This is a genomic window from Desulfonatronum sp. SC1 (assembly GCF_003046795.1).
In the GTDB taxonomy this organism is placed as follows: domain Bacteria; phylum Desulfobacterota; class Desulfovibrionia; order Desulfovibrionales; family Desulfonatronaceae; genus Desulfonatronum.
Map to the genome: position 1 here is coordinate 205,613 of NZ_PZKN01000001.1, position 26,567 is coordinate 232,179.

Sequence of the window (26,567 nt, forward strand, 5' to 3'; positions counted from 1 at the left end):
GACCTGCTTGAAAAAGATGTCTAAAATGTTCATGGGGTTAGACCCGCTCGATCTCATGGGTGCCGAAGAGACCATACGGCCGCAACATCAGGATGATCACCAGGACCACGTAGGCGGCGACCTCCTTGAAGCCGGGGAGGCTGAAGACCTGCTGCATGAAGCCGTCGGCCACGTTTTCCAGCACGCCGATGATCAGTCCGCCCAGGGCCGCGCCCAACAGACTGTCCAGTCCGCCGAGGATGACAGCGGGAAAGACCTTCAGCCCCAGGTGGCCCAGTTGGGCGTTGATTCCGTTGATGTTGCCCAGGATGATTCCGCCGATGCTGGACACCACCGCTGCGATGCACCAGGACAGGGCGAAGATGTTCTTCACGCCGATGCCCATGGACTGGGCCGCTTGCTGATCCATGGCCGTGGCCCGCATGGCGATGCCGGTCCGGGAATACTTGAAGAACAGCGAGAACACGGCGAACAGCAGGGCGGAGAGGACGAAGGCCGCGATGTACACCGGTGCCACGGGCACCCCGGCGATCCAGATCGGGTCCGTGGGCAGGATGGGCGGATAGACCCGGATCTGGGTGCCCCAGAACAACTGGACCAGGGACTTGAGCACCGTGGACAGCCCCACGGTGACCATGATCACACTGATGATCGGCTCGCCGATCAGTGGGCGCAAAATCACCCGCTCAATGCACAGGCCGAGGATTACGGAAAAGACCAGGGTCATCAGAAAGGAGACCAGAAACGGCAGGCCCATCTGCACGGTCAAGGCGAAGCAGATATACGCCCCGACCATGACCATCTCGCCCTGGGCGAAATTCACAACCTTGGTCGCCTTGTAGATGATCACGAACCCCAGGGCCACCAGACTGTAGATGCTCCCGACCACGAGGCCGTTCACGAAGAGTTGAAGATAGTATTCCATGATTGATTCAGGCTGAAGGGTTTATGATCAAGGGGGCGGTCAGTCCACCGTGGCAATCTGAATACTCCCGCACATTTCCCGAATCCGTCCGTCCTGGTATTGGATGGAGGCGGTCAGGTTCATGCAGACGTCCGGGCCGTAGAGCGATTCTATGAGAGGTAGGTAGCGCTCTTCCACCACCTTGCGGCGCAGCTTGCGGGTCCGGGTCAGTTCGCCGTCGTCCGCGTCCAGTTCCTTGAACAGCAGGGCAAAGCGCCTGATCCGGGTGGTTTCCGGCAGACCGGCGTTGATTTCGGCGATTTCGGTCCGGATCAGGTCGTAGATCTCGTTCTTGGCGGCCAGATCCTGATACGTGGTGTAGGTGAGCAACCGGCTTTCGGCCCAGCGGCCCGCGATTTCCGGGTCGATGCTGATGATCGCTGCCAAGTGGGGCCGAGCCTTGCCCAGGATCACGGCTTCCCGGACGTAGGGCGAGAATTTGAGCTTGTTCTCCATGAACTGCGGGGAAAACTGGGTCCCGTCGGCCAGGTGCATGACGTCCTTGAGCCGGTCGATGACCACGAGCTGCCCGTTGTCCTTGAAGAATCCGGCGTCCCCGGAGCGCAGCCAGCCGTCCTGGATGGTCTCGGCCGTGGCCTCGGGGTTGGCGTAGTAGCCCTGGAACACGGCCGGGGAACGGGAAAGAATTTCGCCTTCCTCGGAGATGATGATTTCGGTTTCCGGGATGGGCTCGCCCACGGAGTCGAAGTCCACCCGGCCGTCCGCGTGGATGCAGGAGATCCCGGCGATTTCCGTCTGGCCGTAGATCTGCTTCAGATTCACGCCCAGGGCGTGAAAAAAGCGAAAGGTGTCCGGCCCCAGGGCCGCGCCGCCGGTGGTGGCGGAGCGGATTCGGGAAAAGCCCAGCCGGTCCCGCAGGGCCCGGAACAGACCGGCATCGGCCAGAACCTTGCCCAGACGCAAGGCCGGGCCGGGTTTGGTTCCGGCCAGCAGGCACTCGGCGTAGCGCGTCCCCATGGGCAGGAAGAGGTTGTACAGGAAGCGCTTCAGCGGGCTGGTCTCCATGATTTTGACCCGCACCCGGGCAGCCAGGTTCTCCCAGACCCGGGGCGGGGAGAAGATCAGGTGCGGCCCGATCTCCCGGATGTTCTCCTGCACCGTGTCCGGTTCCTCCGGAAAGTTGACGCAAAAGCCGAACAGCAGGGCCGAGGCCACGGCCATCATCTGTTCGCCCATCCAGGCCAGGGGCAGGAAGGAGACGAACTCGTCGGTGTCGTGTTTGGGATCCACTCGGCCCAGGTTGGTGGCCATGGACAGCAGGTTGCGGTGGGAGAGCATGGCCAGCTTGGGCCGCCCCGTGGTTCCGGAGGTGGTGGCGATCAGGCAGGTGTCGTCGGGATGAAGCCGGTCCACCCACTGGGCGAACTGGTCCGCCTCGGGCCGGCCCTGCTCGCAGATCCGCTCAAAGGGGTGCAGCCCGTCCTCCTTGGAGCCGGACAGGCCCTTGGAGTCGTGATAGACCACGTACCGCAGATGGGGCACGCGCTGTTTCAGATCCAGCATCTTGTCCACCTGCTCCTGGTCCTCGGCCACGACCATCCGGCACTTGGTGAGCGAAAAGATGTACTCGATTTCGTCCACCGGCGCGTCCTGATACAGACCCAGGGCCATGCCGCCCAGGGACTGGATGGCCAGCTCGGCCCAGAGCCATTCCGGACGGTTGTCGCCGATGAGCACCAGCACGTCGCCCTTGCCCAGGCCGAGCTTCTTCATCCCCGCGGCGAATTCCGAGGTCTTGCGCAAATAATCGGCCCAGGAATACGGCTGCCAAACGCCCCATTCCTTTTCCCGCATAGCCGTCTTGGCCCCGAACCGCGCGGCGTTGTCCAGCAGCAACCGGGGCAATGTGGTTTCATAGGCGCGTGCGTCGCGCTGAATCGTCGTCGTGGAAACGGGCGGGCCGCTCTTTTTTTCAGGCGTATCCGTATTCATCTGTGGTGTCGTCAAGTCGTGTTCGGGTTTTCTAGGTGGCGCGGTCGGTTCCCTGGGCGGGGAAAGGTTTTCATCGTCCGACAAACGACGCATTGTCGCTGCCCAGGTAGGCGGCGACGACGTTCGGGTCGGCCTGGACTTGGGCCGGGGTGCCGGCGGCCAGGACTTGGCCGAAGTCCAGGACAACCACTTGGTCGGAGATATCCATGACCACGCCCATGTCGTGTTCCACCAGGAGTACGGTGATGCCCCACTCCTCGTTGATGTCCAGGATGTAGCGGGCCATGTCCTCGGTTTCTTCCAGGTTCATCCCGGCCATGGGCTCGTCCAGGAGCAGCAGTTCCGGTTCTCCGGCCAATGCCCGGCCCAGTTCAACCCGTTTTTGCACCCCGTAGGGCAGTTTGCCCGCCACCTGATGGCGGTAGGGGGACAGGCCGAGAAAGTCGATGATTTCCTCAATGCGCTTGCGGTGCAGGTCCTCGCTGCGCCGGGCCTTGCCCCAGTAGAACAGGGACGAGAGCAGGCCGTAATTCAGGCGAATATGGCGGCCGACCATCAGGTTGTCCAGTACGCTCAAGCCCTTGAATAGGGCGATGTTCTGGAAGGTGCGCGACAGTCCGGCCATGACCCGGTCATGGGCCGCCATGGGGAGCAGGTCGCGTCCATTCAGAGCGATTCTGCCCTCGTTTGGATGGTACCGCCCGCTGATGCAGTTGAGCATGCTCGTCTTGCCAGCGCCGTTGGGGCCGATGAGCGAGGCTATCTGGCCCTGCTCCACGCTGAAGCCGACATTCAGCAGGGCGGCCAGGCCGCGAAAAGTCAGGGTGACGTCGCGGACTTCCAGCATGGCCATTGCTAGCACCACTCCTTGGCGAAATCGCAGGGACCGACGACATGGTAACCGCGTTCCAATAGGGCCTTGAGAACCGGTCCCGGATCGTCCATCTGGACCCGGATGACCACCATCCGCTTATTGTTGTGATAAAACGTGGCCGTGGAGATGATACTCACGTTCATGGCCGCGATGATGTTCGAGACTTCGGCGATGACCCCGGTGCGCTCCTCCACTTCGAAGACGATCCGCGACCCGCCCTGGGCCAGCCCCATTTCCTCCACCAGAACGTCGAGCATCACGTTGCGGTTGATGTACCCCAGCAGAACGTTCTTGGTGTCCACCACGGGCAGCCCGGCCAGGTCCTTGTCGAACATGATCTTGGCCGCCTCCTCGATTTCCATCTGGGGCGGCACGGAGGGAATATTCTTGAGAATCAACTTTTCCACGGTCAGCTTGGACATCAGGTAGTTCAGTTCGTGACGGCTGAGCGTGGTCACCGGCGAGGGCAGGGCCGAGCGAACGTCTTCCTTGCGCACGGCGCCGATGAACCGGCCTTTCTCATCCGCCGCCATGAGCATCCAGAGGCGGTTTTTCTCCATGATTTTGTCCGCTTCCATCACCAGGGTTTTGGGGGTGATGGTGGGCATGTCCGTGAGCATTTTCAGTCCGACATACATGGCGGGATTCTCCTTGGGCTTGCGGAAAACATGGGTTGTGATTTTTCGAACTCAACGGAATGGAACAGGCGACGGAGGTTTTTGTCCAACACTTACTCCGTCAACGGCGATATGAAGGCATGAACGGAGTATTCGGCGTGCCGGTGTCGGCACTGATAGCCGCTCAAGCCGTTGGAGTCCAGCGGAGGTTGCGGGGGCAAGGAATTTAGGCAGTAACGGGCGGTCTTTTCCTCCCTGGACGATGCCGGAGGTTTCCAGTAAGGGGTTCCCCATGCACGAGATGTCAATTGCCGACGCCTTGATCCGGATCGTGGAAACCGAGATGGCCAATCACGGTCTGCGCACCGTGCAGCGGATAACCATCCAGCACGGAGCGTTGTCCACCATGGTTCCGGAGGCTCTGGACCTGGCCTTTGAGGCCATGACCCGAGGCACGGCACTGGAAGGGGCGGTGCTGGAGTATGAAAAGGTGCCGCTGTCTTTGCGATGCTCCAAGTGCGAAACGACGTTTTCGCCTGAGGTGCGGAGTCTGCACTTCGCCCCCTGCCCGTCCTGCGGCGAGGAGTTCGCGCATGCCGTGCTCACCGGCAAGGAACTGAACATCGCCCATATCGAAGGAGACACTTGATATCATGTCCAAAGCCATCCCCGTGATCCGGAATATCCTGGATGCCAACAACCGCTTGGCTGATCAGCTCCGCAACGTCTATGCGGAAAACAATCTTCTGGCCCTGAACCTGATGAGTTCGCCGGGAGCCGGAAAGACCTCGTTGCTGGAGCGCACCCTGAACGATCTACGCGACGAACTGCGTATGGCCGTGATCGAGGGCGACCTACAGACGGACAACGACGCCCGGCGCGTGGCCGCCACCGGGGCCCAAGCCGTGCAGATCAACACCGAGGGAGGCTGCCACCTGGACAGCTCCATGATCCTGGAGGCTCTGAAGCAGATGGACTTGGCCGCCCTGGACGTGCTGTTTATCGAGAACGTGGGCAATCTGGTCTGCCCGGCGGAGTTCGACCTGGGTGAAAGGGCCAAGGTGACCCTGCTCAGCGTGACCGAGGGCGACGACAAGCCGGAGAAATATCCAATGATGTTCGCCCAGTCCAAGGTGCTGTTGCTGAACAAGATCGACCTGCTGCCCTATGTGGATTTCGACCTGGACCGGGCCACCCGCTTCGCCCGCGCCCTGAATCCGGAGATCGTCGTCTTCCCGGTTTCCTGCCGCACCGGAGAGGGGCTGGAGCCTTGGTATGTCTGGCTCAAGGAAGCGGCTCTGGCGGAACGCCGATAGCATCCTGCCAACGGCAACCAGTCGATGACATTTTCGGCGGGCTATCAGCCCGCCCTTTTCTTTTTCCACTCAAGGCGTGCGTAGACGTCCGGAAACAATCCTACTTCGTCGATGCGCACGTCCACGTATTCTTCGCCGTTGCCCGGACCGATCAGCACCGTGGCCATGCCAAATTCTTTGGCCGTCTTCAGATTCAGGGCCATGTCCTCCACCATCACGCACCTCGACCCCGGCACACCGAGCCGGTGCAGGGTTTCTCGGTACGGTTCCGGGTAGGGTTTGGGTCGGTAGGCCGCCAGCCGAACGTCGAAAATTTCCGTAAACACGTCCCGCAGTCCCAGAACCTCCAGCACTCGTAGGGCATGGTTCAGGGAGCCGTTGGTCAGAACAACCTTAACCCCGGGCAGGGCGGACAGGGCCTGGGCCAGTTCAGGCTGGGGCTGCAGGACCGAGGCCACGTCCACGTCATGGACATAGTCCAGATAGTCTTCCGGATCCACGCCATGATGCCTGGCCAGGCCGACCATGGTCAGCCCGTAGTCTTTCCAGTATCGGCGGCGCAACTCGTCCACCCGGTCTTCGGGAATGCCGGCCCGTTCATGCATGTATTGGTTGATCCGAGCGTCGATCAACGGAAACAACGAGGTTGACGCCGGGTAGAGGGTATTGTCCAAATCAAAGATGAACGCGTCCATTATGAGTCCTGAGGTGAGTCCTGATGAAAGTTTTGGTTGGTTGCCGAAGGAAATGGGGCTTGTCAGTCTTGAGCGGAATTGACACTATGCATAGCCATTGATCAGGCGAACCTCAACCCGCTCAGGAGATCCACTCATGCGCATGCCGCGATTGACGCTCCACGTCTTGTTTGCCGTGGCCGCTCTGTTTATCTGGCTTGGTCCCGCCCAAGCCGCATCCGTGGATGAACAACGGAGGTTGTTTCTCCAGGCCGAAGAAGCATTGCGCAAAGGGCAGCGCCAAGCCTACCTGAATCTCTTGCCCCGCCTCGACGGCTACCCGCTGACGCCCTATCTGACCGCCATGGACCTGGAGAGAAGGCTCGGATCCGGATCGACAGCGGAGGTCCGGGCCTTTTTGAAGGCCTATGGCGACATCCCGGCATCGGATTCCCTGCGTCGGAAATGGCTGCGTGAGCTGGCCAAACAGGCCCGGTGGGGGGATTTTCTTCAGGATTATACTCCCCAGACCAATGAGGATCTGCAATGCCTGTATGGTCAAGCCCTGCTGGGTGCCGGAATGACCGGGGCGGCCATGAACCATGCCGGGGAGATGTGGCTGTCCGGTTCATCCCGCCCCAAGAGTTGCGATCCGCTTTTCGCGGCCTGGATGGGGAAGGGCCTCTTGACCAAGGGGTTGGTGGTGGAGCGGGTCGGGTTGGCCATGAACGCCGGCCAGACAGGGTTGGCCCGGTATTTGACCCGGTTTCTCCCACCGGAAGAGCGCCCCTGGGTGGAGTACTGGTGCAAGGTGGACGAGAGCCCCGGTCTGGTTTTGGAGCGGGATTGGAGCGGCGTCCGGAGTGATTTCGTCCCGCCGGTGCTGGCCCACGGCATGCGCAAACTGACCCGTGTGGACGCCTCTCGAACCGCTCGGGACTGGGACCGGCTTCGCTTGCGCTACGGCCTGGAGCGTGAACGGTTCGCCGACATTGAGGTGGATATCGCCCTGTTCATGAGCCTGCGTTTCGAGGACGGGGCCGTGGAGCGGATCGGGGCTCTGCCCGTGGACCTGAGAAGTGATCGGCTGCGGGAATGGGGCGTGCGGGCGGCCTTGCGCCAACAGGATTGGGCGGCCGTCCTGACCAAGGTGGACGGATTGACCCAAAGTCAACAACAAGAACCGCGCTGGCGCTATTGGCGAGCGCGGGCACTGGAGCAGACCGGATGGACTGAACACGCCCTGGCCCTGTACCAGGATTTGGCCAGTGAAACGCACTATTTCGGCATGCTGGCCGCGGACCGTCTCGGACGGCCCTACGAGGTGGAACACCAGCCCGTGGTCGTGAACGCCGAGATGCTGAGCGTGGCCAAGCAAGACCCCGGTTTACGTCGGGCCGTGGAGTTTTTCGCCCTGAAGCGCTACGGCCCGGGGCGCAGCGAATGGCAGCGGGCGCTGCCCCGGCTGGATGAAGGCGTTAAGTTGGCCGCGGCCATCTGGGCCAGAGAGTTGGGGTGGCATGACCGGGCCATCACGGCCACAGTGGCCGCTCGGCACCATACGGATTTGGAAATCCGCTTCCCCTTGCCCTATTCGTCCCAGATAACGGTCCAGAGTACGGCGAAAAATCTCAACCCGGCCTGGGTCTACGGTGTGATGCGTCAGGAGAGCCTGTTCATGGAAGACGTGGGGTCGTCCGCCGGTGCTCTGGGGCTGATGCAGATCATGCCCCAGACCGGTCAGCGCATCGCCGGGTGGCACGGAGAGCGGCTCGCCAACTCCCAGCTGCTGCTTCAGCCCGAGCGGAACATCCGTTACGGAACCACCTATTTACGCCGTCAGTTGGACGATCTCCAGGACCACTACGCCCTGGCCACCGCCGCCTACAACGCCGGCCAACACCGGGTCAAAGGCTGGCTGCCCCGCAATGGCGAACTCCCCGCGGACATCTGGGTGGAGACCATCCCCTTCAACGAAACCCGCAACTACGTGGAACGCGTCCTGTCCTACACCGCCATCTACGAACACCGTCTCGGCCAACCGCTGACCCGGGTCAGCCACCGCCTCCCCCCGGTTCAGCCACCTGATGGGGTAACCCGTGTAGCGGAAAGCGGATATTGATCAAGGTCAGTCTGTTCGAGCGAGTGAGATGTGGGGTCAGGTCGAGCGGGGTAACGCGCAGGCGGGGTTGGCGAAAAAAGCGGTGTGGATGGCCGTGACGGCCTTGTGCAGGTCGGTTTCGCGGACGATGAAGTAGAGGGCGGCCGGGGAAGGGCCGAAGGCGATCATTTCGATGTTCACCTGGCACTGGGCCGCGGCGCTGAAGCAGGCCGCGGCGATACCGGGTTTGGTGGACAGCCCCTTGCCCACCACGGCGATCAAGGCCTTGTTCGTACTTTTTTCCAGCTTGCGGTAGGGGCGGGGATGCAGGTTGGCCAGAGCCTGGGCGGCCGGTTCCAGGTCTCGGCGGGACAGCAGCAGGCTGATGCAGGTTTGGGAGGTGACCACGGACTTGATGTTCACCCCACGAGCGGCCACGGAAGCGGCCACCTCGCCCAGAATGCCCCGTCGCTTGCCCACTCCCGAGGCATGCACCTTGAGAATGGCGATGTCCGTAGTGTAGGCTACACTTTTGATCACGCCGGGAGCGGCCTTCCCCCTGGCCGTGATCCGGCTGCCGACCTTGTCCGGTCGGAGCGTGTTGGTGATGACGATGGACAGGCCTTTTTTACGCAACGGCTCCACGGTCCGAGGGTGCAGGATCTTCGCTCCGAAGTAGGCCAGTTCCGCGGCTTCGTCGTAGGACAGCTCCGGGATCAACTTGGCCTGGGGCACGAATTTCGGGTCCGCGCTGAGGAACCCGTCCACGTCCTTCCAGATTTCCAGCACCTCGGCCCCGGATATGGCCGCGAACACGGCCGCTGAGTAGTCGCTGCCCCCGCGTCCGAAGGTCGTGGTCTCTCCGTCCGCGTTGATGCCGTAAAAGCCGGGAATAATGGTGATCTGTCCGCCGTTGAGAAGGCAGGCGAGCCTCTCCTGGAAATTGTTTTCCGACGGAGCCAGAAGGGCCGTGGCGTCTCCGAACTTGCCGTCCGTGATCACGCCGATCTCTTCCGGCAGCCGACAGGACGCCTTGCTGCCCCGGGCATTGAGGATCGCGGCCAGGAGTTGGGCGCAGATTTTCTCGCCGAACCCGCTGATGGCATCGATCATCCGCGGAGTGACGTCTTTGGTGTAGTGCAGGCCGTAGAACAGCCGTTCCAGTCGGGCCAGTGTCTTGCCCAGTTCGCGGGCGTAGACGCGGACGTCCTTGTCGTCGCGGATCAGGTGCCGGGCTACCAGCATGTGCTTGTGCTTCAGCCGGTCCATGACCCGGCCCACGGCTTCCTCCTCGGCCACGGCCTGGGGCATGGCCTCCAAAAGCAGGTCCGTCACCCCGCCCAGGGCTGAAACTACGATAATGTTGCCCTGGCCCCGGGTGACCAGCAAGTCCAGGATGGCGGCGATGGTTTCCTTGCCGTTCAGGCATCCGCCGCCGATTTTGATGACTTTCATGAGGACGGGTCCGAGGACGTCGGTTCGAAGCGGCTGGTACGCTCCACCGGGATAAAGCCGGTCTGGGAGATGATTTCCATGATCTGGTCACGGGTTATGCCCTTGGGGGTCTGGGCTCCGGCGGCGTGGCCGATGCGCTCCTCGACGATGGTCCCGTCCAGATCGTCCGCCCCGTACCACAGACCCATCTGGGCCGCCTTGATTCCGGTCATCACCCAGTAGGCCTTGAGGTGCCGGACATTGTCCAGGACGATGCGGGACACGGCCAGCATTCGCAGGATGTCCAGGCCGTCCGGGCCCTTGGCTCGGAGGTCGTTGTGCCGGGGCTGGTAGGGCAAGGGAATGAAACACATGAATCCGCCGGTGCGGTCTTGCAGATCCCGCAGGGCCAGAAGGTGATCCAGGCGGTCGGGCCAGGTCTCGATGTGGCCGAAAAGCATGGTGGCGTTGGAGCGGATGCCCAGCTCGTGTGCCAGTTGGTGGATTTCCAGCCACTGTTCGCCGGAAACCTTTTCCGGACAGAGCTGGGCGCGCAGGGCCGGGGAAAAAACCTCCGCGCCGCCTCCAGGCAGGGCGTCCAGGCCAGCGGCCTGGAGATCCCGGAGCACCTGGCGCGGGGATATGCCGCCGCGCTGGGCCAGAAAGGCCACCTCCACCGCGGTGAAGGCCTTGACCGCGGCATTGGGGCGGGCCTGTTTCACCGCGCTGACCAAATCCAGGTAATACTGGTACGGCAGCTCCGGGTTCAGGCCGCCGACGATGTGGATTTCACGAACCGGCTCTTCGCCCCTGGACCGGACTCGTTCAGCGGCCTCGTCCACGGTTAGGGTGTAGGCGTCCTCGTCCCCGGCACGGCGGCTGAAGGCGCAGAACCGGCAGGCGTTCTGGCAGATGTTCGTGTAGTTGAGGTGCTGGTTGTAGACGAAATAGGCGTTTTGGCCGTGCAGCTCAAAGCGCCGGGCCAGAGCAAGGCGGCCTAGGATGTGGATGTCGGCCTCCCGGGCCAAGGTCAGGGCCTCGTCCCGGTTGAGCCGGGCATTGTCGGAGGCTTTTTTAACGATGTGGTCAAGCACGTGGGATTCCCCTTGCGGCGTCGCGGATAAGTACGAGGCCATTCATCGGAAGACCCACAAAGGGCCTTGAACGCGAAGCTCTTCTTCCACGGAGCCGAGGATTTTCTTCCACAGCGACTGATCCCGCTTCGGGTCTTCGATGAGGTCGACGCGCTCGTCGATCTCGGCGATGGACCGCAGCAGGTCCAATGCCTCTTCCTGTCCGCCGATGGCGTCGATCAGCCCGAGTTCCAGGGCTTGCAAGCCGGTCATAATCCGGCCATCCGCGATTTTCTCCACTTCTTCCAGGGGCATGTCCCGGCCCTGGGCGATATCCCGGGTGAACTGACCGTGCATGTCCATGATCACGGCCTGGAGATAGGCCCGTTCCTCGGGAGTCAGTTCCTCAAAGGGCGATCCGGTGGTCTTGAACACGCCGCTGGACACGGAGTCTCGGCGGATGCCCAACTTTTCCATCAGGCCCTGGAGGTTGGTCAGCTCCATTTTCACGCCGATGCTTCCGGTGAGGGTCCCCGGGTTGGCCACGATCTGGTCTCCGGCCACTGCCACGTAGTAGCCGCCGGAAGCGGCCACGGCTCCCATGGAGACGACCACCGGCTTGCGCTCGGCCAAGCGTTGCAAGCCGCGGTGCAGCTCCTGGGACGGCCCGACCACCCCGCCGGGCGAGTTGACCCGGACCAGAACGCCAAGGACGGTGGGATCCTCGCGTAGCCGACGAATCCAGTTCAAGGTGTCCGTGGGGTCGAGAATCATCCCTTCGACATGGACTACGCCGACCTTGGGGCTGGAAAAGGCCAGAAATGCCCCGGGGTGCTTTTCGGCGTAAGAACGCCAAACGGCCATGGCCCCGGAAACCAGGGCCACGGCCGTGAACATCAACAGTAATCCAAAAAGGAATGGATGACGTTGACTGAAGCTGGTTTTAGTCTTCAGATGTTCCTTCCTCGATATTTTGCCGGATCAGGTCGCCCAGGTTGGTACTGGCGGCCTGGGTGGAGGCTCCGACATTGCCGTGGAATTCCCGGCCTTTCTTCAACTCGTCCTCTTCCAGGGCCTTGATGGACAAGCCCAGTCGGCGTTCATCCGCGCTGACGTGGATGACCCTGGCCTGAATGACCTGACCTTCCTGGAACAGCTCACTGGGCTTTTTGACCTTCTTTCGGCTGACCTCGGAAACGTGGACCAAGCCTTCAATTCCTTCCTCGACCTCAATGAACAGGCCGAAGTCCGTGATGTTGGTCACGGTGCCGGAGACGGTGGAGCCCACGGGATAGTGCTGGGGTACCAGAGACCACGGATCTTCCGTGAGCTGCTTGACGCCCAGGGTGAACTTCTCGCTGCCCTTGTCCACGGTGAGGACCTTGGCCTGGACCACGTCGCCGACCTTGTACATTTCGCTGGGGTGACGGACCTTTTTGGTCCAGGAAATGTCGGACACGTGAATCAGGCCGTCGATGCCATCCTCGATGCCTACGAACATGCCGAATTCGGTGATGTTCTTGATGGTCCCCTCGAGCACGGTGCCGTCCGGATACTTCTCGCCGACCACGTCCCACGGATTGGGGGCGACCTGCTTCATGCCCAGGGAAATGCGCTTCTTCTCCTGGTCCACACCCAGGACAATCACGTCCACGGCGTCGCCGACCCGGACCATCTGAGAGGGATGGCGCAGCTTGCGGGTCCAGGACATTTCAGAGATATGCACCAAGCCTTCCACGCCGGGCTCCAACTCCACGAAAGCCCCGTAGTCCACCAAGTTGGTGACTTTGCCGGTCAGGCGGGTGTCTTCGGGAAACTTGGCGGCAATGTTGGTCCACGGATCCGGGACCAGTTGCTTCAGGCCCAGGGAAACCTTCTGGTTTTCCTTGTCGAAATTGAGCACCATCAATTCCAGGTCGTCGCCGATTTGGACCATTTCTTTGGGATGGCGGATGCGCTTCCAGGCCATGTCCGTGATGTGCAGCAGACCGTCCAGTCCGCCGAGATCGACGAACACGCCGTAGTCGGTGATGTTTTTGACCTTACCCTCGATCGTCTGCCCTTCCTCGATGTTCTGAAGCAGGGTTTGACGCATACTGTCGCGTTCTTCCTCAAGCAGGACGCGGCGAGACACGATGACGTTGCTGCGGCGGCGATTGACCTTCAGGACCCGGAACTCAAAGTCCTGCCCGACCAGGGCGTCCATGTCCGGTACCGGTCGCAGATCCACGTGGGAGCCGGGCAAAAAGGCCTCCACGCCGTCCACGTCCACATGATAGCCGCCCTTGATGCGTTTGGTGATCGTCCCCGTGATGACTTCGTTGGAATCCAGGACGCCCTCCAGCTTGTCGAACAGCTGCATGCGTTTGGCTTTTTCCCTGGACAGGAGAATCGAGCCTTCTCCCTCGTTTTTCTTGATCACGTAGACGTCGATCTTGTCGCCCATCTTGATTGTGAGACAGCCGTCCTGATCCTTGAATTCCGCGGCCGGAATCTGACCCTCAGACTTGAAGTTCACGTCCACCAGAATGTGATCCCCGTCGATTTTGACGACTTCACCTTGAACGATGCACCCTTCCTCGACATCGCCGAAATCGTCGTTCAAATACTGCTCCAGCTCTGCTTCGAAGTTGAGTTCCATCTCCTGGTCGAACTGATCCTGCGTCTCTGCTGTTGTGTTGGTCATTGTGTTCCCCCTGAACCTTGTCCTAACGACAAAAATTTTTTTGCTACGCCCTAGCAGAACTAACCGGCGTTGACAACTGTCGTCTCCCTCGTCGTCCCGGTGCCCGCATTCCGCTAGTGCCCGTGTTGGGGGTCATTCGCGGATGCAGGCAGGTGCATATTTCGGCGATCGAATGAAACATCGGCTTTTGAAGTCCGAGCATGTGTACGGCAATTCCACAACGCAAAAAAGCCGGCCCTCTCGAGAGGGCCGGCTTCAATTTTACGCATAAAACGATGCTTCTCGATGATCAAAAATGATCTTGGTGCAAAATGTCTTTTTGCACTAGGCAGTGGTCAGTGGCTAGTGGTTAGTGGTTAGTAAATCAATATGCTACCGGAAGTTGACGAGATGATTGATCAGATATCAGACTTTTTGCACTGACCTCAAAAATAAGACGGCTGGCTCTCACTGGAACCGCCAGTCTGCTTTTCGGCCTTCTTCAAGGCCTGTTCAACCTTGCTCTTCAATTCGGTCAGATCCACGGACTTGACCACGTAGAAGTCCGCAGCGATGGATTTCAGGTCGTGTTGGAAGCTGTCGTAAGCCGTGCAGAGAATGACCGGAATGGACTGATCCTGGCCGCGGATCTCCTGAAGCAGGTCCAGCCCGGAGCGATTGCCTTCCAGCTTGATGTCCAGGACCACCACCTGCGGTTTTTCCCGAGACAGCACCTCCAAAATGTTCTCCGAGCCATCCGAGGTGACGACGTCGTAGTCCTCCATCTGGAGTTCTTCCTGATACAACAACCGGATGTGGTGCTCATCGTCGACGACGAGAATTTTTCCTTTAGCCATAGTGCCCTCCTAGGGATAGGACGCATCCAGCTTTCACGGCTTCAGCGATGAAATGCGACGGGTTGCGGTACGTTCGGCGAAATCTCAATCAGCCATAGTGCTCCCGCCCGACGGCCTTCGTACTCGACTACCGGAGCCGCCGTGCCGGACGGGAAGACAGGCGTCCGATTCAGTCCGGAAACAACCATAAATCTATTCAACCATACACGGAACGGTCACGACACTCAACCGCGGATGTTTGTCCGGGGGACAGTACTATTTTGATTTCGATATTTGGGGCTGAGGGCCAAGAATCTTCCGGTTTGTCGCCACGGCGACGCGGTTGAGTTTACTTGGGTTCATGGATAGACAAAGACGAACTTTTTGTCGAGGTGAGAATATGATTCATGTACGATTGGAACCTCAGGGCCGGGAGCTGCGGCTTCCCAAGGCCTGCACGGCGCTCAAGCTGCTGCGTGAACTGGGACTGGGCGTCAACTCCGCGTTGGTCATTCGCGACGGCGAGCTGCTCACGCCGGATCGCCGCCTGAACATCGGCGACGAAATCGTCGTCCGGACCGTCACTTCCCGAGGATGACCCCGTGAAATGCCGTAAATGCAAAGCTCTGGCCGCGGTGGCCCTGCCCAGCCACAACACCGCGTTCTGTCCCGACTGCTATCCGGTTTTCGTCCGCTCCCAGGTGGAGCGGGCCATCCATCGCCATAAGATGATCGCCCCAGGCGACCGGGTGCTGGTGGCGGTCAGCGGGGGCAAGGACTCCCTGGCCCTGACCCTGCTGCTTCACGAACTCGGCCACGACGTGCACGGGCTGCACGTGGATCTGGACATTCCGGGCTCCTCCACGGACGCCCGGGCGGCCTGCGAAGGCTTTTTCGCCAAGCTGGGCCTGCCGTTTACGGTCGTCGAGCTGCGCCGGGAGGGGCTGGCCATTCCCCTGGTCAAGTCCCGGATCAAGCGCCCCATCTGCTCGGTCTGCGGCAAGCTCAAACGCCACTACTTCAACAAGTTCGCCCTGGAGAACGGCTTCTCCGTGCTGGCCACGGGCCACAACCTGGACGACGAGGTCAGCCGGCTGTTCGCCAACACCATGCGCTGGGACGCATCCTATCTCAGCGACCAGGGGCCGGTCCTGCCGGCCGCGGACGGCTTTGCCCGCAAGGTCAAGCCCATGTACCGGCTGACCGAGTTCGAAATCGCCAATTTTAGCTTCCTGCGCGGCATCGACCACGTCATTGCCGGGTGCCCTTACAGCGGCAGGGCCAGCTTTCCGGTCTACAAGAGCCTTTGGTCCGACCTGGAAGGGCGCATGCATGGGGCCAAGGTCCAGTTTTACGAGAACTTCCTGCGCGACGGTCGCCCGGTTTTCGCCGCCTGGGCCGAGCACCGGGAGGACCCGCTCTCGCCCTGCACCGTTTGCGGCTATCCCACCTCCGCCGAGGTCTGCGGAGTGTGCCGGATCAGGGAGATGGTCCGGGTCGAATCCGAAGCGCCCCGCTCGTGACCCGTCGGTCGGAAACGCCGCCATGAACTCTTCGGCCCTGCACGCCCTCCTGGCCCGAATCCACCTGCCGGACATGGCCCTGGTTCGGCAAAACCTGGACAGCGAGACTCTGGGCGACATCCCCCGTGCCGTGGCCGAGGAGGCCGTGCGCATCAGCCTGGAACGGCGGGTACGGCCCGGGCAGAGCGTGGCCATTGCCGTGGGCAGCCGGGGGATCGACCGCCTGGCCCAGGTAGTCCGGAGTCTGTGTGATCTGTTTCACGGCCTGGGAGCGCGGCCGTTCATCGTTTCGGCCATGGGCAGCCACGGCGGAGCCACGCCCGAGGGCCAGACCCGAGTCCTGGCCGACCTGGGAATCACGGAGCAGGCCATGGACGCGCCTTTGCGCATCGGCCTGAGAACGGTCCGCCTGGGCACGATTAACCTGGGCGAATTCGACCTAAGCATGCCCGTGCTCGTGGACGCCCTGGCCGCCGAAACGGATCACCTGGTGGTCGTGAACCGGATCAAGGCCCACACCAAGTTCAAGGCCCCGGTGGAGAGCGGGCTGATGAAAATGCTGGCCGTGGGCCTAGGCAACGACGAGGGGGCCCGGCTGTTGCACGGCCTGGCCCCGGCGCATGGGATGTACGCGCTGATTGATGCCGCGGCCCGGGTTATCCTGGAGCGCGGCAATCTGCTTTGCGGGGTCGGGTTGGTGGAAAACGGCCTGGGTCGCCTGCACACCCTGCGCCTGCTGCCGCCAAGCGAAATTCCGGAGCAAGAGCCGCTGCTTTTGGCCCTGGCCAAACGCCTGGCGCCCAAGCTGCCCTTTGACGATCTGGACGTGCTCGTGGTGGACGAGATCGGCAAGGACGTCAGCGGCACGGGCATGGACACCAACGTCACCGGTCGCAACCGGGACATCCTGGGTGACTTCACGACATCCCCGCGTATCAAGCGCATTTTCGTCCGGTCTCTGAGCCCCGGCACCGGGGGCAACGCCCTGGGAATCGGATTCGCGGACGTAACCACGGATCGGGTGGCCCGGGCCATGGACCGCGAAAAGACCGTGGTCAACGCCCTGACCGGACTGAGCCCGGAAAAGGCCGCCCTGCCCCTGCATTTCGCCACGGACCGTCTGGCCCTGGCAGCGACCATCCACACCCTGGGAGCGATTGGACCTGATAAGCTGCGCATGGTCCGCATCCAAAACACCAAACACCTGGAACGCCTGCTTGTCTCCCCGGCCCTGCTCGACGACCCGGCTGCCAGACTCGAAGTCCTTCACCCTCCGCGAGCCATGGAGTTCAGCGGGGACGACCTGATTCCGTTTCTCGAAGCCAAGGGCTGAACGCGACCATAGTTTTCTTGAGCTTCGGTGAATGGGCGCGGCTCAGGCGGTGTTTCCATGGAACGGGACGGCACGGAAAACCACGTTCTAGTTTTCAGGATCGTCAACCAGCGCTTGACGGGCTTGTCCGCTGGACGTGGATATCTAAAATCTGGGCAAGGGCGGCATTTAGATTTTTATTGACAATACGAATCATTCCTTTTAATAAATTGCTTGTCGCTTCCTGGGCGAAGCTCAATCAACGAAAAACAAGGAGGACAAGTCATGGGATGTGACGTCAAACCGCATCATGAGCCGGTGGAGCATGTGAAGATTGGAAAGAAGGTTTGTGATTTCACCATGGAAACCTACGACCCGAAAGAGGGATCTTTCGGCACCGTGAGCCTGAAGGAACTGAACAAGGCCGGAAAATGGGTGGTGCTCTTTTTCTACCCGGCGGACTTCACCTTTGTCTGCCCCACGGAGTTGGCCGATCTGGCCGAGAAGTACGCGACCCTGGAGCAGATGGGCTGCGAGGTGATCGCCGTGTCCACGGATACCAAGTTTTCGCACTTGGCCTGGAGGAACAGCGAAAAGCTGTTGGAAAACGTCAGGTACATCATGGCCGCGGACCCCAACGGCGCGGTATCCCGCTATTTCGGCGTCTACGACTGCCATACCGGGCTGGATCTGCGCGGGACGTTCATCATCAATCCGGAAGGGATATTGGTCTCCTCGGAGATCAATTTCTACAACGTGGGCCGGAACTCGGACGAACTGCTGCGGAAGATGGAGGCCAATGTCTATCTCTTGGACCATCCGGCGGAAGCCTGCCCCGCGAAATGGACCAAGGGTGAAAAGACCTTGACTCCTTCGGAAAAGCTGGTGGGCAAGGTGTACGAATCCTTGAATGAATAGACGGGCATCCCTGCCCTGGAATCCTTTTTTTACGGGTCGGCGTCCTCGAGACGTCGTCCCGTTTTTTTGCGTCGCTCACTCGCCGGACATTTCCGTGATCAGGGTTCACAGTTGAGCTGCCTGGACGTCAGAGAACTAGTCGATTTTCCGGTTCCACTGCTTTCTCATCGCCCTGGATTTGTCGCTTGCCCTTCATCCATGCACCCTGCTAGAGATGACGCCGAAACACGGGGAGCGGCTTGGTGGGCATGGGGGTGATTCGAATGGGACGCATGCCACCGGTGTTCCGCGTCATGAATCAAGGAAGCTATGGAGCACGTTTTCGCGGTTTTGGACGCCATGGGGCTGGGCGCCGGGGGGATCGATTTTCTGCTGGCCTCGGGGGCCAGCTTTTTGCTGATTTTCGCGGCGGAGATCGGGGACAAAAGCCAGCTGGTCTGCATGGTCCTGGCCGCGCGGCATCGGGCTTTGCCGGTGATGGTCGGCAGCGTCTCGGCCTTCATCGTTTTGAACACCCTGGCGGTGGTCTTTGGCGCGGCCATTGCCAACTGGATTCCGGAGGCGATGGTCTACGGCGTCGTGGCGGTGTTGTTCCTGATCTTCGGGGTTCAGGCCATGCGGGTCGAAGCGGAGCCGGACCGGGAGTGCGCGACGCCTCCCAGCGGTCACGGCATTTTCTGGGCCACCTTCGCCTTGATCTTCGTGGCCGAGTTCGGCGACAAAACGCAGTTGGCCGTGGTCGGTTTGAGCAGCACCAGCATTCCCCTGGCCGTCTGGATCGGGGCCACGGCGGCCCTGATCGTCACCTCCGGTCTGGGAATCTGGGCCGGGTGCACCGTGTTGCAGCGCATCCCCATCACCGTGCTGCACCGGATCAGCGGCGTTTTTTTCATCGTCCTGGCCCTGTTCGCCGCGGTCCAAACTTGGCGCGTCCTGGCCTAGCGGGCTGGCGCGGGCGTTTTACTTGAACTTTTCAAAGCAAAGGATGAATCCATGCATATTTACAAAAGAGTCTTGGTCACCGGCGGAGCCGGGTTTCTGGGTTCCTGGCTGTGTGAACGGTTGTTGGAGCGCGGCTGCATGGTGCTGTGTCTGGACAACTATTTCACCGGGGCGCGGATGAACATTGAGCATCTGCTGGACAACAAGAACTTTGAAATCATGCGTCACGACGTGACCTTTCCGCTGTTCGTGGAGGTGGATGAAATTTTCAATCTGGCCTGCCCAGCCTCGCCGATCCATTACCAGCACGACCCGGTCCAGACCACCAAGACGTCCGTGCACGGAGCCATCAACATGCTCGGGCTGGCCAAGCGGACCCGGGCCAAGATCATGCAGGCCTCCACTTCCGAGGTCTACGGCAATCCCACCGTGCACCCGCAGCCTGAAACCTACTGGGGCAACGTCAACCCCATCGGCCCCCGGTCCTGTTACGACGAGGGCAAGCGTTGTGCTGAAACCCTGTTTTTTGATTATCACCGCCAGCACAAGCTGCGGATCAAGGTCGCCCGGATCTTCAACACTTACGGGCCGCGAATGCATCCCAACGACGGCCGGGTGGTCTCCAATTTCATCGTCCAGGCCCTGCTGGGCCAGCCCATCACCATCTACGGCGACGGCTCCCAGACCCGGTCGTTCTGCTACGTGGATGATCTGATCGAGGGCTTCCTGCGGCTGATGGATTCCCCGGATGAGGTCACCGGGCCGATCAATCTGGGCAATCCTGGAGAATTCACGATCAAGGAACTGGCCGAGAAAGTGGTGGCCATGACCGGTTCTTCCTCGGAGATCGTCTACAAGGCCCTGCCCATGGACGATCCGGAACGGCGGCGGCCGGACATCCGGCTGGCTAAAGAGCAGTTGGGGTGGGCGCCCGTGGTCAAGCTGGAGGACGGCCTGGACAAGACCATCGCTTATTTTCGAAAGCTGATCGACCTCTTCGGGCCGTCCTGCAAGGCCTGCTGAGCAGCCCCCGCGAGCCAAGGAGAGAGCATGGAATTCAAACCAAAGCCGCCGGACCGCGACACCCTGTACCTTTCCGCTCCGGTGAACGCCCTGGTGGAAGGGATCTACCGCCAGAACACCACCCTGGGCCAGCTCAGGGAACATGGAGATTTCGGGCTGGGGACGTTCAACGATCTGGACGGGGAACTCGTCCTTCTGGGCGGCTCGGCGTTCCAGATTACCGGGGACGGCCGGGTGCACAGGCCCGGGGACGACGTCCTGACGCCCTTTGCCTGCGTCTGTTTTTTCCGGGAGTTGACCTTCGAGGAGATCGACTCCGGCTTCGCGGACCTGAAGGCCCTGATGGCCCTGCTGGAAAACGAACTTCCTTCTCCGAACATGATGTACGCCCTGCGGGTGGACGGGGATTTCGAGTTCGTGCGCACCCGGTCCGTGCCCAGGCAGGACCAGTATCGGCCCCTGACCGAGGCGACCAGGGATCAACCCACCTTTGAGATGAACAATCTCTCCGGAACCCTGGCCGGATTCTTCACGCCGAGGTTCATGTCTTCCCTGAGCGTGCCCGGAGTGCATCTGCACTTCATCTCCGAGGACCGCCTGCGCGGCGGCCATCTCCTCCAATGCCGGGCCGTGCGCGCCCGCGTTGGGATTCAGATCCTGCGCAGCCTGCGCATGGATTTGCCCGTGACCCTGGACTACCTGACCGCGGACCTGAGCCGGGACCCCAGCCAGGCCTTGCACCAGGCGGAAACCGAGCAGGGCCGATGAACGAAGACCTTTCTCCTCCACACGGTCCACGGCGCTCGGCGGGCCTGCTGTTCACCTCGCTGCGCTCCAAGCTGATCGTCTTCATGGCCCTGATTCTGTTTTCAACGGCCGGGGTGGTGGTTTTTTTCACCGACCGGGACGTGGGACGCGAGGTTTTGCGCATCGAGGCCAAGAACGTGGAGAACATCCTCGACGGCGTACTGTTGAACATCCAGGGGGTCTACCGCGGGATGATCGCGGATCGGATCGCCAGTGTGGAGCTGGCCAAGGGCCTGTTGCGGCGTGATTCAGAAAACAGGCTCGCCGCGCTGGACCTCTTTTCTCAACCGGATGCGTCGCCGGAGGCAGCGCGGTTGACCCAGGTACACTTCCTGGAATGGCTGGAACGGCTGGATATGGACGCCGTGGGGCTGTTCATCGCTTCCGCCGCCGACAGAGTGTTTTTTGATTCCGAACAAGGCTTGGAAGGGCAGTATCTCAAGGACTTGCGCGACATCAAGGGACAGGCCCTGAACGAGATGGTCAACTCCCCGGGAGCGTCTTCCGCGGAGTTCGCGGTGTTTTCCTCTTCTGGCCGGGTTGAAGACGGCGGCGTCGGCGTGGAGACCCAGAAGCTGGGCTACCTGACCGTTTTTGAGCCTTGGCAATGGACCCTGGGAGCGTACGTGGACATCTCCCACATCGAGGCCAGGGAGGCGGTTCGGCTGGAGCAACTGACGCACCGCCTGGAAGATCAGTTCTCTCAGGTGCGCATCGCTGAATCCGGATCGTTGTTTATCTTCTCCCGCGAGGAAAATCTGGTCGTCGCTCCCGGCGCTCTGGGGCATCCGGACCTGCTTGCCCCGCACTTTCCGGACCTGATCCAAAGCGCTCGGGAAAGGGAGTCCCGGATCATCACCCTGAACGGAAAGCGCATGGTGACCTTCACCCGGTTTTTCCGCCCCCTGAACTGGTACGTGAGCGCCCTGATTCCCGAGACGGAGATCCGGGCTCCGGCCCAGGTTCTGGTGCAACGCCAAACCATGGGCATTGCGATCATTTTTTTGCTCGGCGTGCTGGCGGCCGTGTTCTTCGCCCGGCGCATCGCCCGGCCCCTGGGGGTTCTGGCCGCGGAAACCAAGGAGCTGGCAACCCAGGATTTGACTTCGGACGCCTACGACTCGCGGCGGATCGAGGAACTGACCCGCAAGAACTCCGACGAAGTCGGGGTCTTGGCTTCCTCCTTTCTGTTCATGCAACGGGAGCTGAAACGGAACGTCCGCAACCTGGTGGAGACCACCGCGGCCAAGGAACGCTATCAGAGCGAGCTGAACGTGGCCCGGGAGATTCAGATGAGCATCCTGCCCAAGGTGTTCCCCCCGTTTCCGGAGATCCGTCAGTTCGATCTGTTCGCCCTGCTGGAGCCGGCCAGGGAGATTGGCGGCGATCTGTACGATTTTTTCCTGCTGGACGACGACCATCTGTGTTTCACCGTGGGCGACGTGTCTGACAAGGGAACGCCCGCTGCCCTGTACATGGCCATCACCAGAACACTGATCCAGAGCAACGCGGCCCTGGAAAGCACTCCGGACCGGATCATGACCCTGGTCAACGACGCCCTGAGCCGGGACAATCCCAAGAGCATGTTCGTGACCCTGATCCTGGGGATCATGAACATCCGCACCGGACGGGTCCGGTACGCCAACGCCGGACACAACCTGCCGATTCTGGTGAAACGGGACGGAAGCTGTTCCTATGTCCAGGGCATCAGCGGACCGGTGGCCGGAGCCATGGAGGGCCTGGACTACGCTGAACTGCACCTTGACCTGGCTCCCGGGGACGGCCTGTTCATTTATACCGACGGGGTGACCGAGGCCATGAACGAGCGCCTGGAACTGTTTTCCGACGAGCGGTTGCTTCACGATGTTTCTCGGGAAGTTTCCCGGGAAATCGCCCAAAAAACCTCTCCGGAAACCTCCCGGGAAACTCCCCGTCCATCCTCCGACGATTTCCATGCGCCGGCCGGAACGTCCGCCGAAGCCCTGGTCCGGGTGGTTCGAACCCGGGTCATGGAATTCGTGGCCGGGGCCCCCCAGTCCGACGACATCACCATGCTCATGCTGACCTATCAGGGCGACGAAGAGCGGAGCGCGCGGCCGTGAGCACTGATCCCGAAGGGAGCAGGCGAGCCGCGTACTTCTGGGCCAAGATTTTCGTCGTGACCATCGCCATTCTGCTCTGCACCCTGGTCCTGAATTCCATCCTGAGCATCTCTTCCTTCGAGCGAACCTACACCACGTCGCTGGTCGCGACCATGGAAAACGCGGGAGCGAACCTGGTCCAGCGCATTGAGCGGGGCATCCGCCTGGGCAAGCCCCTGGGCGCTTTCGAGGGCATGAACGATCTGCTGGCCGACTTCCTGGCGTCCAAGCCCGCCCTGAGCGGGGTCGCGGTGGCCGACGACCGGGGGGAGGTGCTCTACTTCACGTCCGGCGACCCGGCTTTTCGCGAGCTGTTCGTCCTCCACGGCCGGGACCATCCGCCCAAGGCCGGGACGTTCACGGTCCTGCATCATCCCGACTACGTCTCCGCGGTTCCCGTGATCCACGGCGAGCGGATCGCCGGGGCCGTGCTGATCTCTTTTTCCCGGCAAAACGTGCACGACAGGGTCAGGGACATGGCCGTGGGGGCCCTGGTCAGGCTGGGCTGGGCCCTGCTGGGGACGTCCGTGGTCCTCGTGGTCTTGTTGGCCCTGTTCGTGATCCGGCCCATTCAAAAGGACCTGGAACGGATCTCCGCGAGCCTGGGACCTTTCCTCGCTCCGGGGGCGACGTCGTTGGAGAGCGGAGGCCGCCTGGGCTCAGCCATGTCCGGAGATTCGCGGACCACTGTCGGCGTCGGCGACCGATACGGGCCGAACCTTCTTCCGGGCGGCCAATTGCCGGACTTTCGCAAGATCCGCAACGACATCGTCCGGATCGGCGCGTATTTGCAAGGCGTGGCCTGGCATGTCCGGGACGCCGGGGAGCGGGTCGGGGTCGTGCGCCGGGAATTGGGCGAGCTGAGGCCGCTTTGGGGCGAACTGGAGGAGAGCGGATGGGTGCTGGAAGCGCACCTGGCGACAATCGGCGCGGATCCGGACCTGGGGCCGCGGTTCGGGGATGAGCTGCGGATGCTCATCAGGGAGCAGCGCCGGTTGCTCCTGCTTTTGGAGACGTTTTTCGCCGAATCCGGCCGGGGAAGTGGGCCATGAAGCCGAACCTCAGTCTGCGGGTGAACGTGTTCCTGGTCGCGGTGCTGGTGATCATCCTGGGCCAGGCCGTCTACTCCTTTTACAACTTGCAGTCGTTCAAGACGCGGTATGTTCAGGCCTTGCGGGACAAGGCCCACAGCGCGGCCCTGTTCCTGAAGCAGGACATCGAGCAGATCCTGGCCCTGGGCATCCCCTTGCCCCGGATCGCCCGGCTGGAGCAAACCCTGGCCCGGACCCTGGAAGACGTTCCGGAGGCGGCCTTCATCGAAGTGGTCGGCCCGGATCTGGACGTGCTGTTTTTCGCCGACCCGGACCAGGCCGCACAGGTTTCCCAGCCCCCCGGGAACCCAACGGGCCCGCAATCCTCCCGGCTCCAGCGCGAGGAGCATCTTGCCGGTCTGGCCCGGATGGGGCTGTCCCCGGAAGACACGGACATTTCCCTGCCTCTGCTCCAGCGCGGCGAGGTACAGGGGTACTTGCGGATACATGTCGCCGGCGCGGAGATCCGGGCCAAGTCCCGACTGATTCTCTGGGACATGCTGACCGTGATGCTCACGTCCCTGCTGTTGACCTTTGAATTTCTGACTTTTTTTGTCGTCTATTACATCAGCCACCCGCTGATGCTCCTGCGCCGGGACATTGCCGTGGGCTTCGGCGGCCTCGAGCCGGTGGAGACCCGCCGCTACGCGGACCTGGGCCGCATCGCCGTCCTGGCCGATCACTTCAACGCTATTCTCGCCGCCTGTTCCGCTGGGTCGCGCTCGGCCCTGCTTCAGGTTCGGAAACTGGCCGGAATCCGCGGCAAAGTGGACCAGGCTGTTCAGAGCCAGGAACGCCGTATTGACGACATGAGGCGGGGCTTGATGAAGACGCCGGGCAACGCGGGGCAGGCGACCCGGCACGGCGTCGCGCCCGGTATTGCATCTGGTACTGCTCTCGGCGCCGAACCTTGGGCGGGCCCGGACGCGACTTTGGGTTCCGCCCTGAACGCCCTGCATCAGCGCTTGGAAGCCCTGCGCGGCAAGCTGGGCGGGATGTTCGGTCCGGTGGATCCGACGATCCTGACCAAGTCCTCGGAAAGCGTCTCCGCCATTCCCCCGGCCCTGATCCGACCGCTGATCTTCCTGTTTTTGATGGCCGACGGTTTCAGCCTGTCCTTTTTCCCGATGTACGTGGACAGCATGTACCAGCCCCTTTTCGGGCTGTCCCGGGAGATGGTCATCAGTTTGCCCTTGTCGGTGTTCATGCTGGTCATGGCCGTCAGCCTGCCCCTGTCCGGGGGGCTGACCGACTCCGTGGGCTGGCGGCGTCCGCTCTTGGCGGGCCTGGTCCTGAACGCGGCGGGCCACGCCCTGACGGCCATGGCCCAGGACATTCTGATGCTGGTGCTGTTTCGCTCCCTGGCGGCCGTGGGGTTCGGGATGGTCTTCATGTGCTGTCAACGCTTCGTGGTGGACACCACGGACCAGCGCTCCCGGGCCATGGGCATGGCCGGCTTTCTGGCGGCCATGTTCAGCGGGGACATCTGCGGCACGGTGATCGGGGCCATGCTGGCCGAACGGATCGGCTACGCCGCGGTGTTTTCCGTCAGCGCCCTGTTCAGCGGCCTAGCCCTGCTGTTCGCCCTGGCGGTCTTTCGCGGCTCCTTCCGGCCCGTGGAGCCCCGTGTTTCCCTGCAACTGCGCCTGCCCTTCAAGAAAGAGTACCTGGTCACGGTCTTCCGGGACCGGGACTTCCGCAATCTTGTGTTGCTCCAGGCCATTCCGGCCAAATTGATCCTTGTGGGGTTTTTGTTTTTCTTCACCCCGTTGTACCTGAACAGCCTGGACGCCATGCAGTCCACCATCGGCCGCGTCGTCATGTGCTACAGCGTTTGTTTGATTTTCATCGGTCCGCTATTTACCTGGATATTTCCCCAGGAACGGTTGCGCCCCCATTTCGTGGCCGCGGGCGGCCTGATCACCGGGGCGGCCCTGCTTTTGTTCCTCGTGGCCGACGGGCTCTTCGCCGTGCTGGCCATGGTCGTCCTGCTGGGCGTGGCCCAGAGCCTTTCTATCTCCGCCCAGGCATCGCTGGTGGCGGACACCGCCGTGGTTCGTGAAATGGGCCCCGGCGCGGCCATGGGCGTGTTCCGGTTCTGGGAGCGCACCGGCAACGTGGCCGGGCCGCTGGTCATGGCCTTTCTGGTGGCCAAGCTCGGCTACACCGACTCCGTGCTGGTCCTGGGCGCACTGTCCCTGGCCTGTTCCGTCATCTACCTGTTCGCGATCGCATCGCGGCCGAAACACTCTGCATCCGTCGTCTCCGCCCAAACGGATGACCGCCCGACAAGGACCTGATTC

The 26,567-nt window shown here is 61.7% G+C and carries 23 protein-coding genes; 13 read left to right on the forward strand and 10 right to left on the reverse strand.

Going from position 1 to position 26,567, the window contains the following annotated elements; translation table 11 throughout:
- Positions 1-37: 37 nt before the first annotated feature.
- From C6366_RS00960 to C6366_RS00975, 4 genes are all read right to left on the reverse strand, one after another.
- A complete protein-coding gene (locus C6366_RS00960) occupies positions 38-925 on the reverse strand; it encodes a branched-chain amino acid ABC transporter permease (RefSeq protein WP_028573253.1) in 888 nt (295 codons plus the stop codon).
- 39 nt (positions 926-964) lie between these two features.
- Positions 965-2,917 (reverse strand): AMP-binding protein, encoded by a 1,953-nt coding sequence (locus tag C6366_RS00965; protein ID WP_107735471.1) that lies wholly within the window; start codon positions 2,915-2,917, stop codon positions 965-967.
- A gap of 70 nt (positions 2,918-2,987) precedes the next feature.
- Positions 2,988-3,770, reverse strand: a complete 783-nt coding sequence (locus C6366_RS00970; protein ID WP_107735472.1) for an ABC transporter ATP-binding protein — start codon at positions 3,768-3,770, stop codon at positions 2,988-2,990.
- A gap of 2 nt (positions 3,771-3,772) precedes the next feature.
- Entirely contained in the window at positions 3,773-4,429 is a 657-nt protein-coding gene (locus tag C6366_RS00975; protein WP_107735473.1) for a CBS domain-containing protein, read from the reverse strand.
- Positions 4,430-4,700: 271 nt separating this feature from the next.
- On the opposite strand from C6366_RS00975, the gene hypA reads away from it, so the two are divergent.
- Both hypA and hypB read left to right on the forward strand, forming a co-directional pair.
- Positions 4,701-5,057, forward strand: coding sequence for a hydrogenase maturation nickel metallochaperone HypA (gene hypA / locus C6366_RS00980; RefSeq protein ID WP_031387284.1), 357 nt, complete (start codon positions 4,701-4,703; stop codon positions 5,055-5,057).
- 4 nt (positions 5,058-5,061) lie between these two features.
- Positions 5,062-5,724, forward strand: coding sequence for a hydrogenase nickel incorporation protein HypB (hypB, locus tag C6366_RS00985; RefSeq protein ID WP_107735474.1), 663 nt, complete (start codon positions 5,062-5,064; stop codon positions 5,722-5,724).
- Between the two features lie 44 nt (positions 5,725-5,768).
- On the opposite strand, the gene C6366_RS00990 is transcribed toward hypB, so the two are convergent.
- Complete coding sequence (locus C6366_RS00990) at positions 5,769-6,419, reverse strand: pyrimidine 5'-nucleotidase (protein ID WP_107735475.1); 651 nt, start codon at positions 6,417-6,419, stop codon at positions 5,769-5,771.
- 136 nt (positions 6,420-6,555) lie between these two features.
- On the opposite strand from C6366_RS00990, the gene C6366_RS00995 reads away from it, so the two are divergent.
- Complete coding sequence (locus C6366_RS00995) at positions 6,556-8,520, forward strand: transglycosylase SLT domain-containing protein (RefSeq protein WP_107735476.1); 1,965 nt, start codon at positions 6,556-6,558, stop codon at positions 8,518-8,520.
- 36 nt (positions 8,521-8,556) lie between these two features.
- Here the strand turns inward: C6366_RS00995 and C6366_RS01000 are convergent, their stop codons facing one another.
- The 5 genes from C6366_RS01000 to C6366_RS01020 form a co-directional block, all read right to left on the reverse strand.
- Positions 8,557-9,954: an aspartate kinase gene (locus C6366_RS01000; RefSeq protein ID WP_107735477.1), complete on the reverse strand. Its 1,398-nt coding sequence runs from the start codon at positions 9,952-9,954 to the stop codon at positions 8,557-8,559.
- Complete coding sequence (gene mqnE / locus C6366_RS01005) at positions 9,951-11,027, reverse strand: aminofutalosine synthase MqnE (protein ID WP_233248349.1); 1,077 nt, start codon at positions 11,025-11,027, stop codon at positions 9,951-9,953. Before mqnE ends, C6366_RS01000 begins: the two co-directional genes overlap by 4 nt.
- Positions 11,028-11,069: 42 nt before the next feature.
- Positions 11,070-11,903, reverse strand: a complete 834-nt coding sequence (gene sppA / locus C6366_RS01010; protein ID WP_107735479.1) for a signal peptide peptidase SppA — start codon at positions 11,901-11,903, stop codon at positions 11,070-11,072.
- A gap of 46 nt (positions 11,904-11,949) precedes the next feature.
- Positions 11,950-13,692 carry a 30S ribosomal protein S1 gene (locus C6366_RS01015; RefSeq protein WP_107735480.1) on the reverse strand — a complete coding sequence of 581 codons (1,743 nt, stop codon included), beginning with the start codon at positions 13,690-13,692 and terminating at the stop codon, positions 11,950-11,952.
- 425 nt (positions 13,693-14,117) lie between these two features.
- Complete coding sequence (locus C6366_RS01020) at positions 14,118-14,528, reverse strand: response regulator (protein WP_107735481.1); 411 nt, start codon at positions 14,526-14,528, stop codon at positions 14,118-14,120.
- 379 nt (positions 14,529-14,907) lie between these two features.
- Here C6366_RS01020 and C6366_RS01025 point away from each other — a divergent pair, with 379 nt between their 5' ends.
- The 10 genes from C6366_RS01025 to C6366_RS01070 all read left to right on the forward strand — a co-directional run bounded on the left by C6366_RS01025 (position 14,908) and on the right by C6366_RS01070 (position 26,564).
- On the forward strand, positions 14,908-15,105 hold the full coding sequence (locus C6366_RS01025; protein WP_107735482.1) for a hypothetical protein: 198 nt from the start codon (positions 14,908-14,910) through the stop codon (positions 15,103-15,105).
- Between the two features lie 4 nt (positions 15,106-15,109).
- The gene (locus C6366_RS01030; RefSeq protein WP_107735483.1) at positions 15,110-16,030 is read left to right on the forward strand and encodes an ATP-binding protein; all 921 of its coding nucleotides are present in this window, start codon (positions 15,110-15,112) and stop codon (positions 16,028-16,030) included.
- Between the two features lie 22 nt (positions 16,031-16,052).
- The gene (locus C6366_RS01035; protein WP_107735484.1) at positions 16,053-17,363 is read left to right on the forward strand and encodes a DUF362 domain-containing protein; all 1,311 of its coding nucleotides are present in this window, start codon (positions 16,053-16,055) and stop codon (positions 17,361-17,363) included.
- 264 nt (positions 17,364-17,627) lie between these two features.
- Positions 17,628-18,260, forward strand: a complete 633-nt coding sequence (locus C6366_RS01040) for a peroxiredoxin (protein WP_107735485.1) — start codon at positions 17,628-17,630, stop codon at positions 18,258-18,260.
- A gap of 309 nt (positions 18,261-18,569) precedes the next feature.
- Positions 18,570-19,202, forward strand: coding sequence for a TMEM165/GDT1 family protein (locus C6366_RS01045; protein WP_107735486.1), 633 nt, complete (start codon positions 18,570-18,572; stop codon positions 19,200-19,202).
- Positions 19,203-19,253: 51 nt separating this feature from the next.
- Positions 19,254-20,225, forward strand: coding sequence for a UDP-glucuronic acid decarboxylase family protein (locus C6366_RS01050; RefSeq protein WP_107735487.1), 972 nt, complete (start codon positions 19,254-19,256; stop codon positions 20,223-20,225).
- Between the two features lie 27 nt (positions 20,226-20,252).
- Entirely contained in the window at positions 20,253-20,993 is a 741-nt protein-coding gene (gene budA / locus C6366_RS01055; protein ID WP_107735488.1) for an acetolactate decarboxylase, read from the forward strand.
- Positions 20,990-23,134, forward strand: a complete 2,145-nt coding sequence (locus tag C6366_RS01060; protein WP_107735489.1) for a SpoIIE family protein phosphatase — start codon at positions 20,990-20,992, stop codon at positions 23,132-23,134. Before budA ends, C6366_RS01060 begins: the two co-directional genes overlap by 4 nt.
- Positions 23,131-24,225, forward strand: a complete 1,095-nt coding sequence (locus tag C6366_RS01065) for a hypothetical protein (protein WP_107735490.1) — start codon at positions 23,131-23,133, stop codon at positions 24,223-24,225. Before C6366_RS01060 ends, C6366_RS01065 begins: the two co-directional genes overlap by 4 nt.
- Positions 24,222-26,564 carry an MFS transporter gene (locus C6366_RS01070; RefSeq protein ID WP_107735491.1) on the forward strand — a complete coding sequence of 781 codons (2,343 nt, stop codon included), beginning with the start codon at positions 24,222-24,224 and terminating at the stop codon, positions 26,562-26,564. The genes C6366_RS01065 and C6366_RS01070 overlap by 4 nt, the downstream gene beginning before the upstream one ends.
- Positions 26,565-26,567 lie beyond the last annotated feature (3 nt).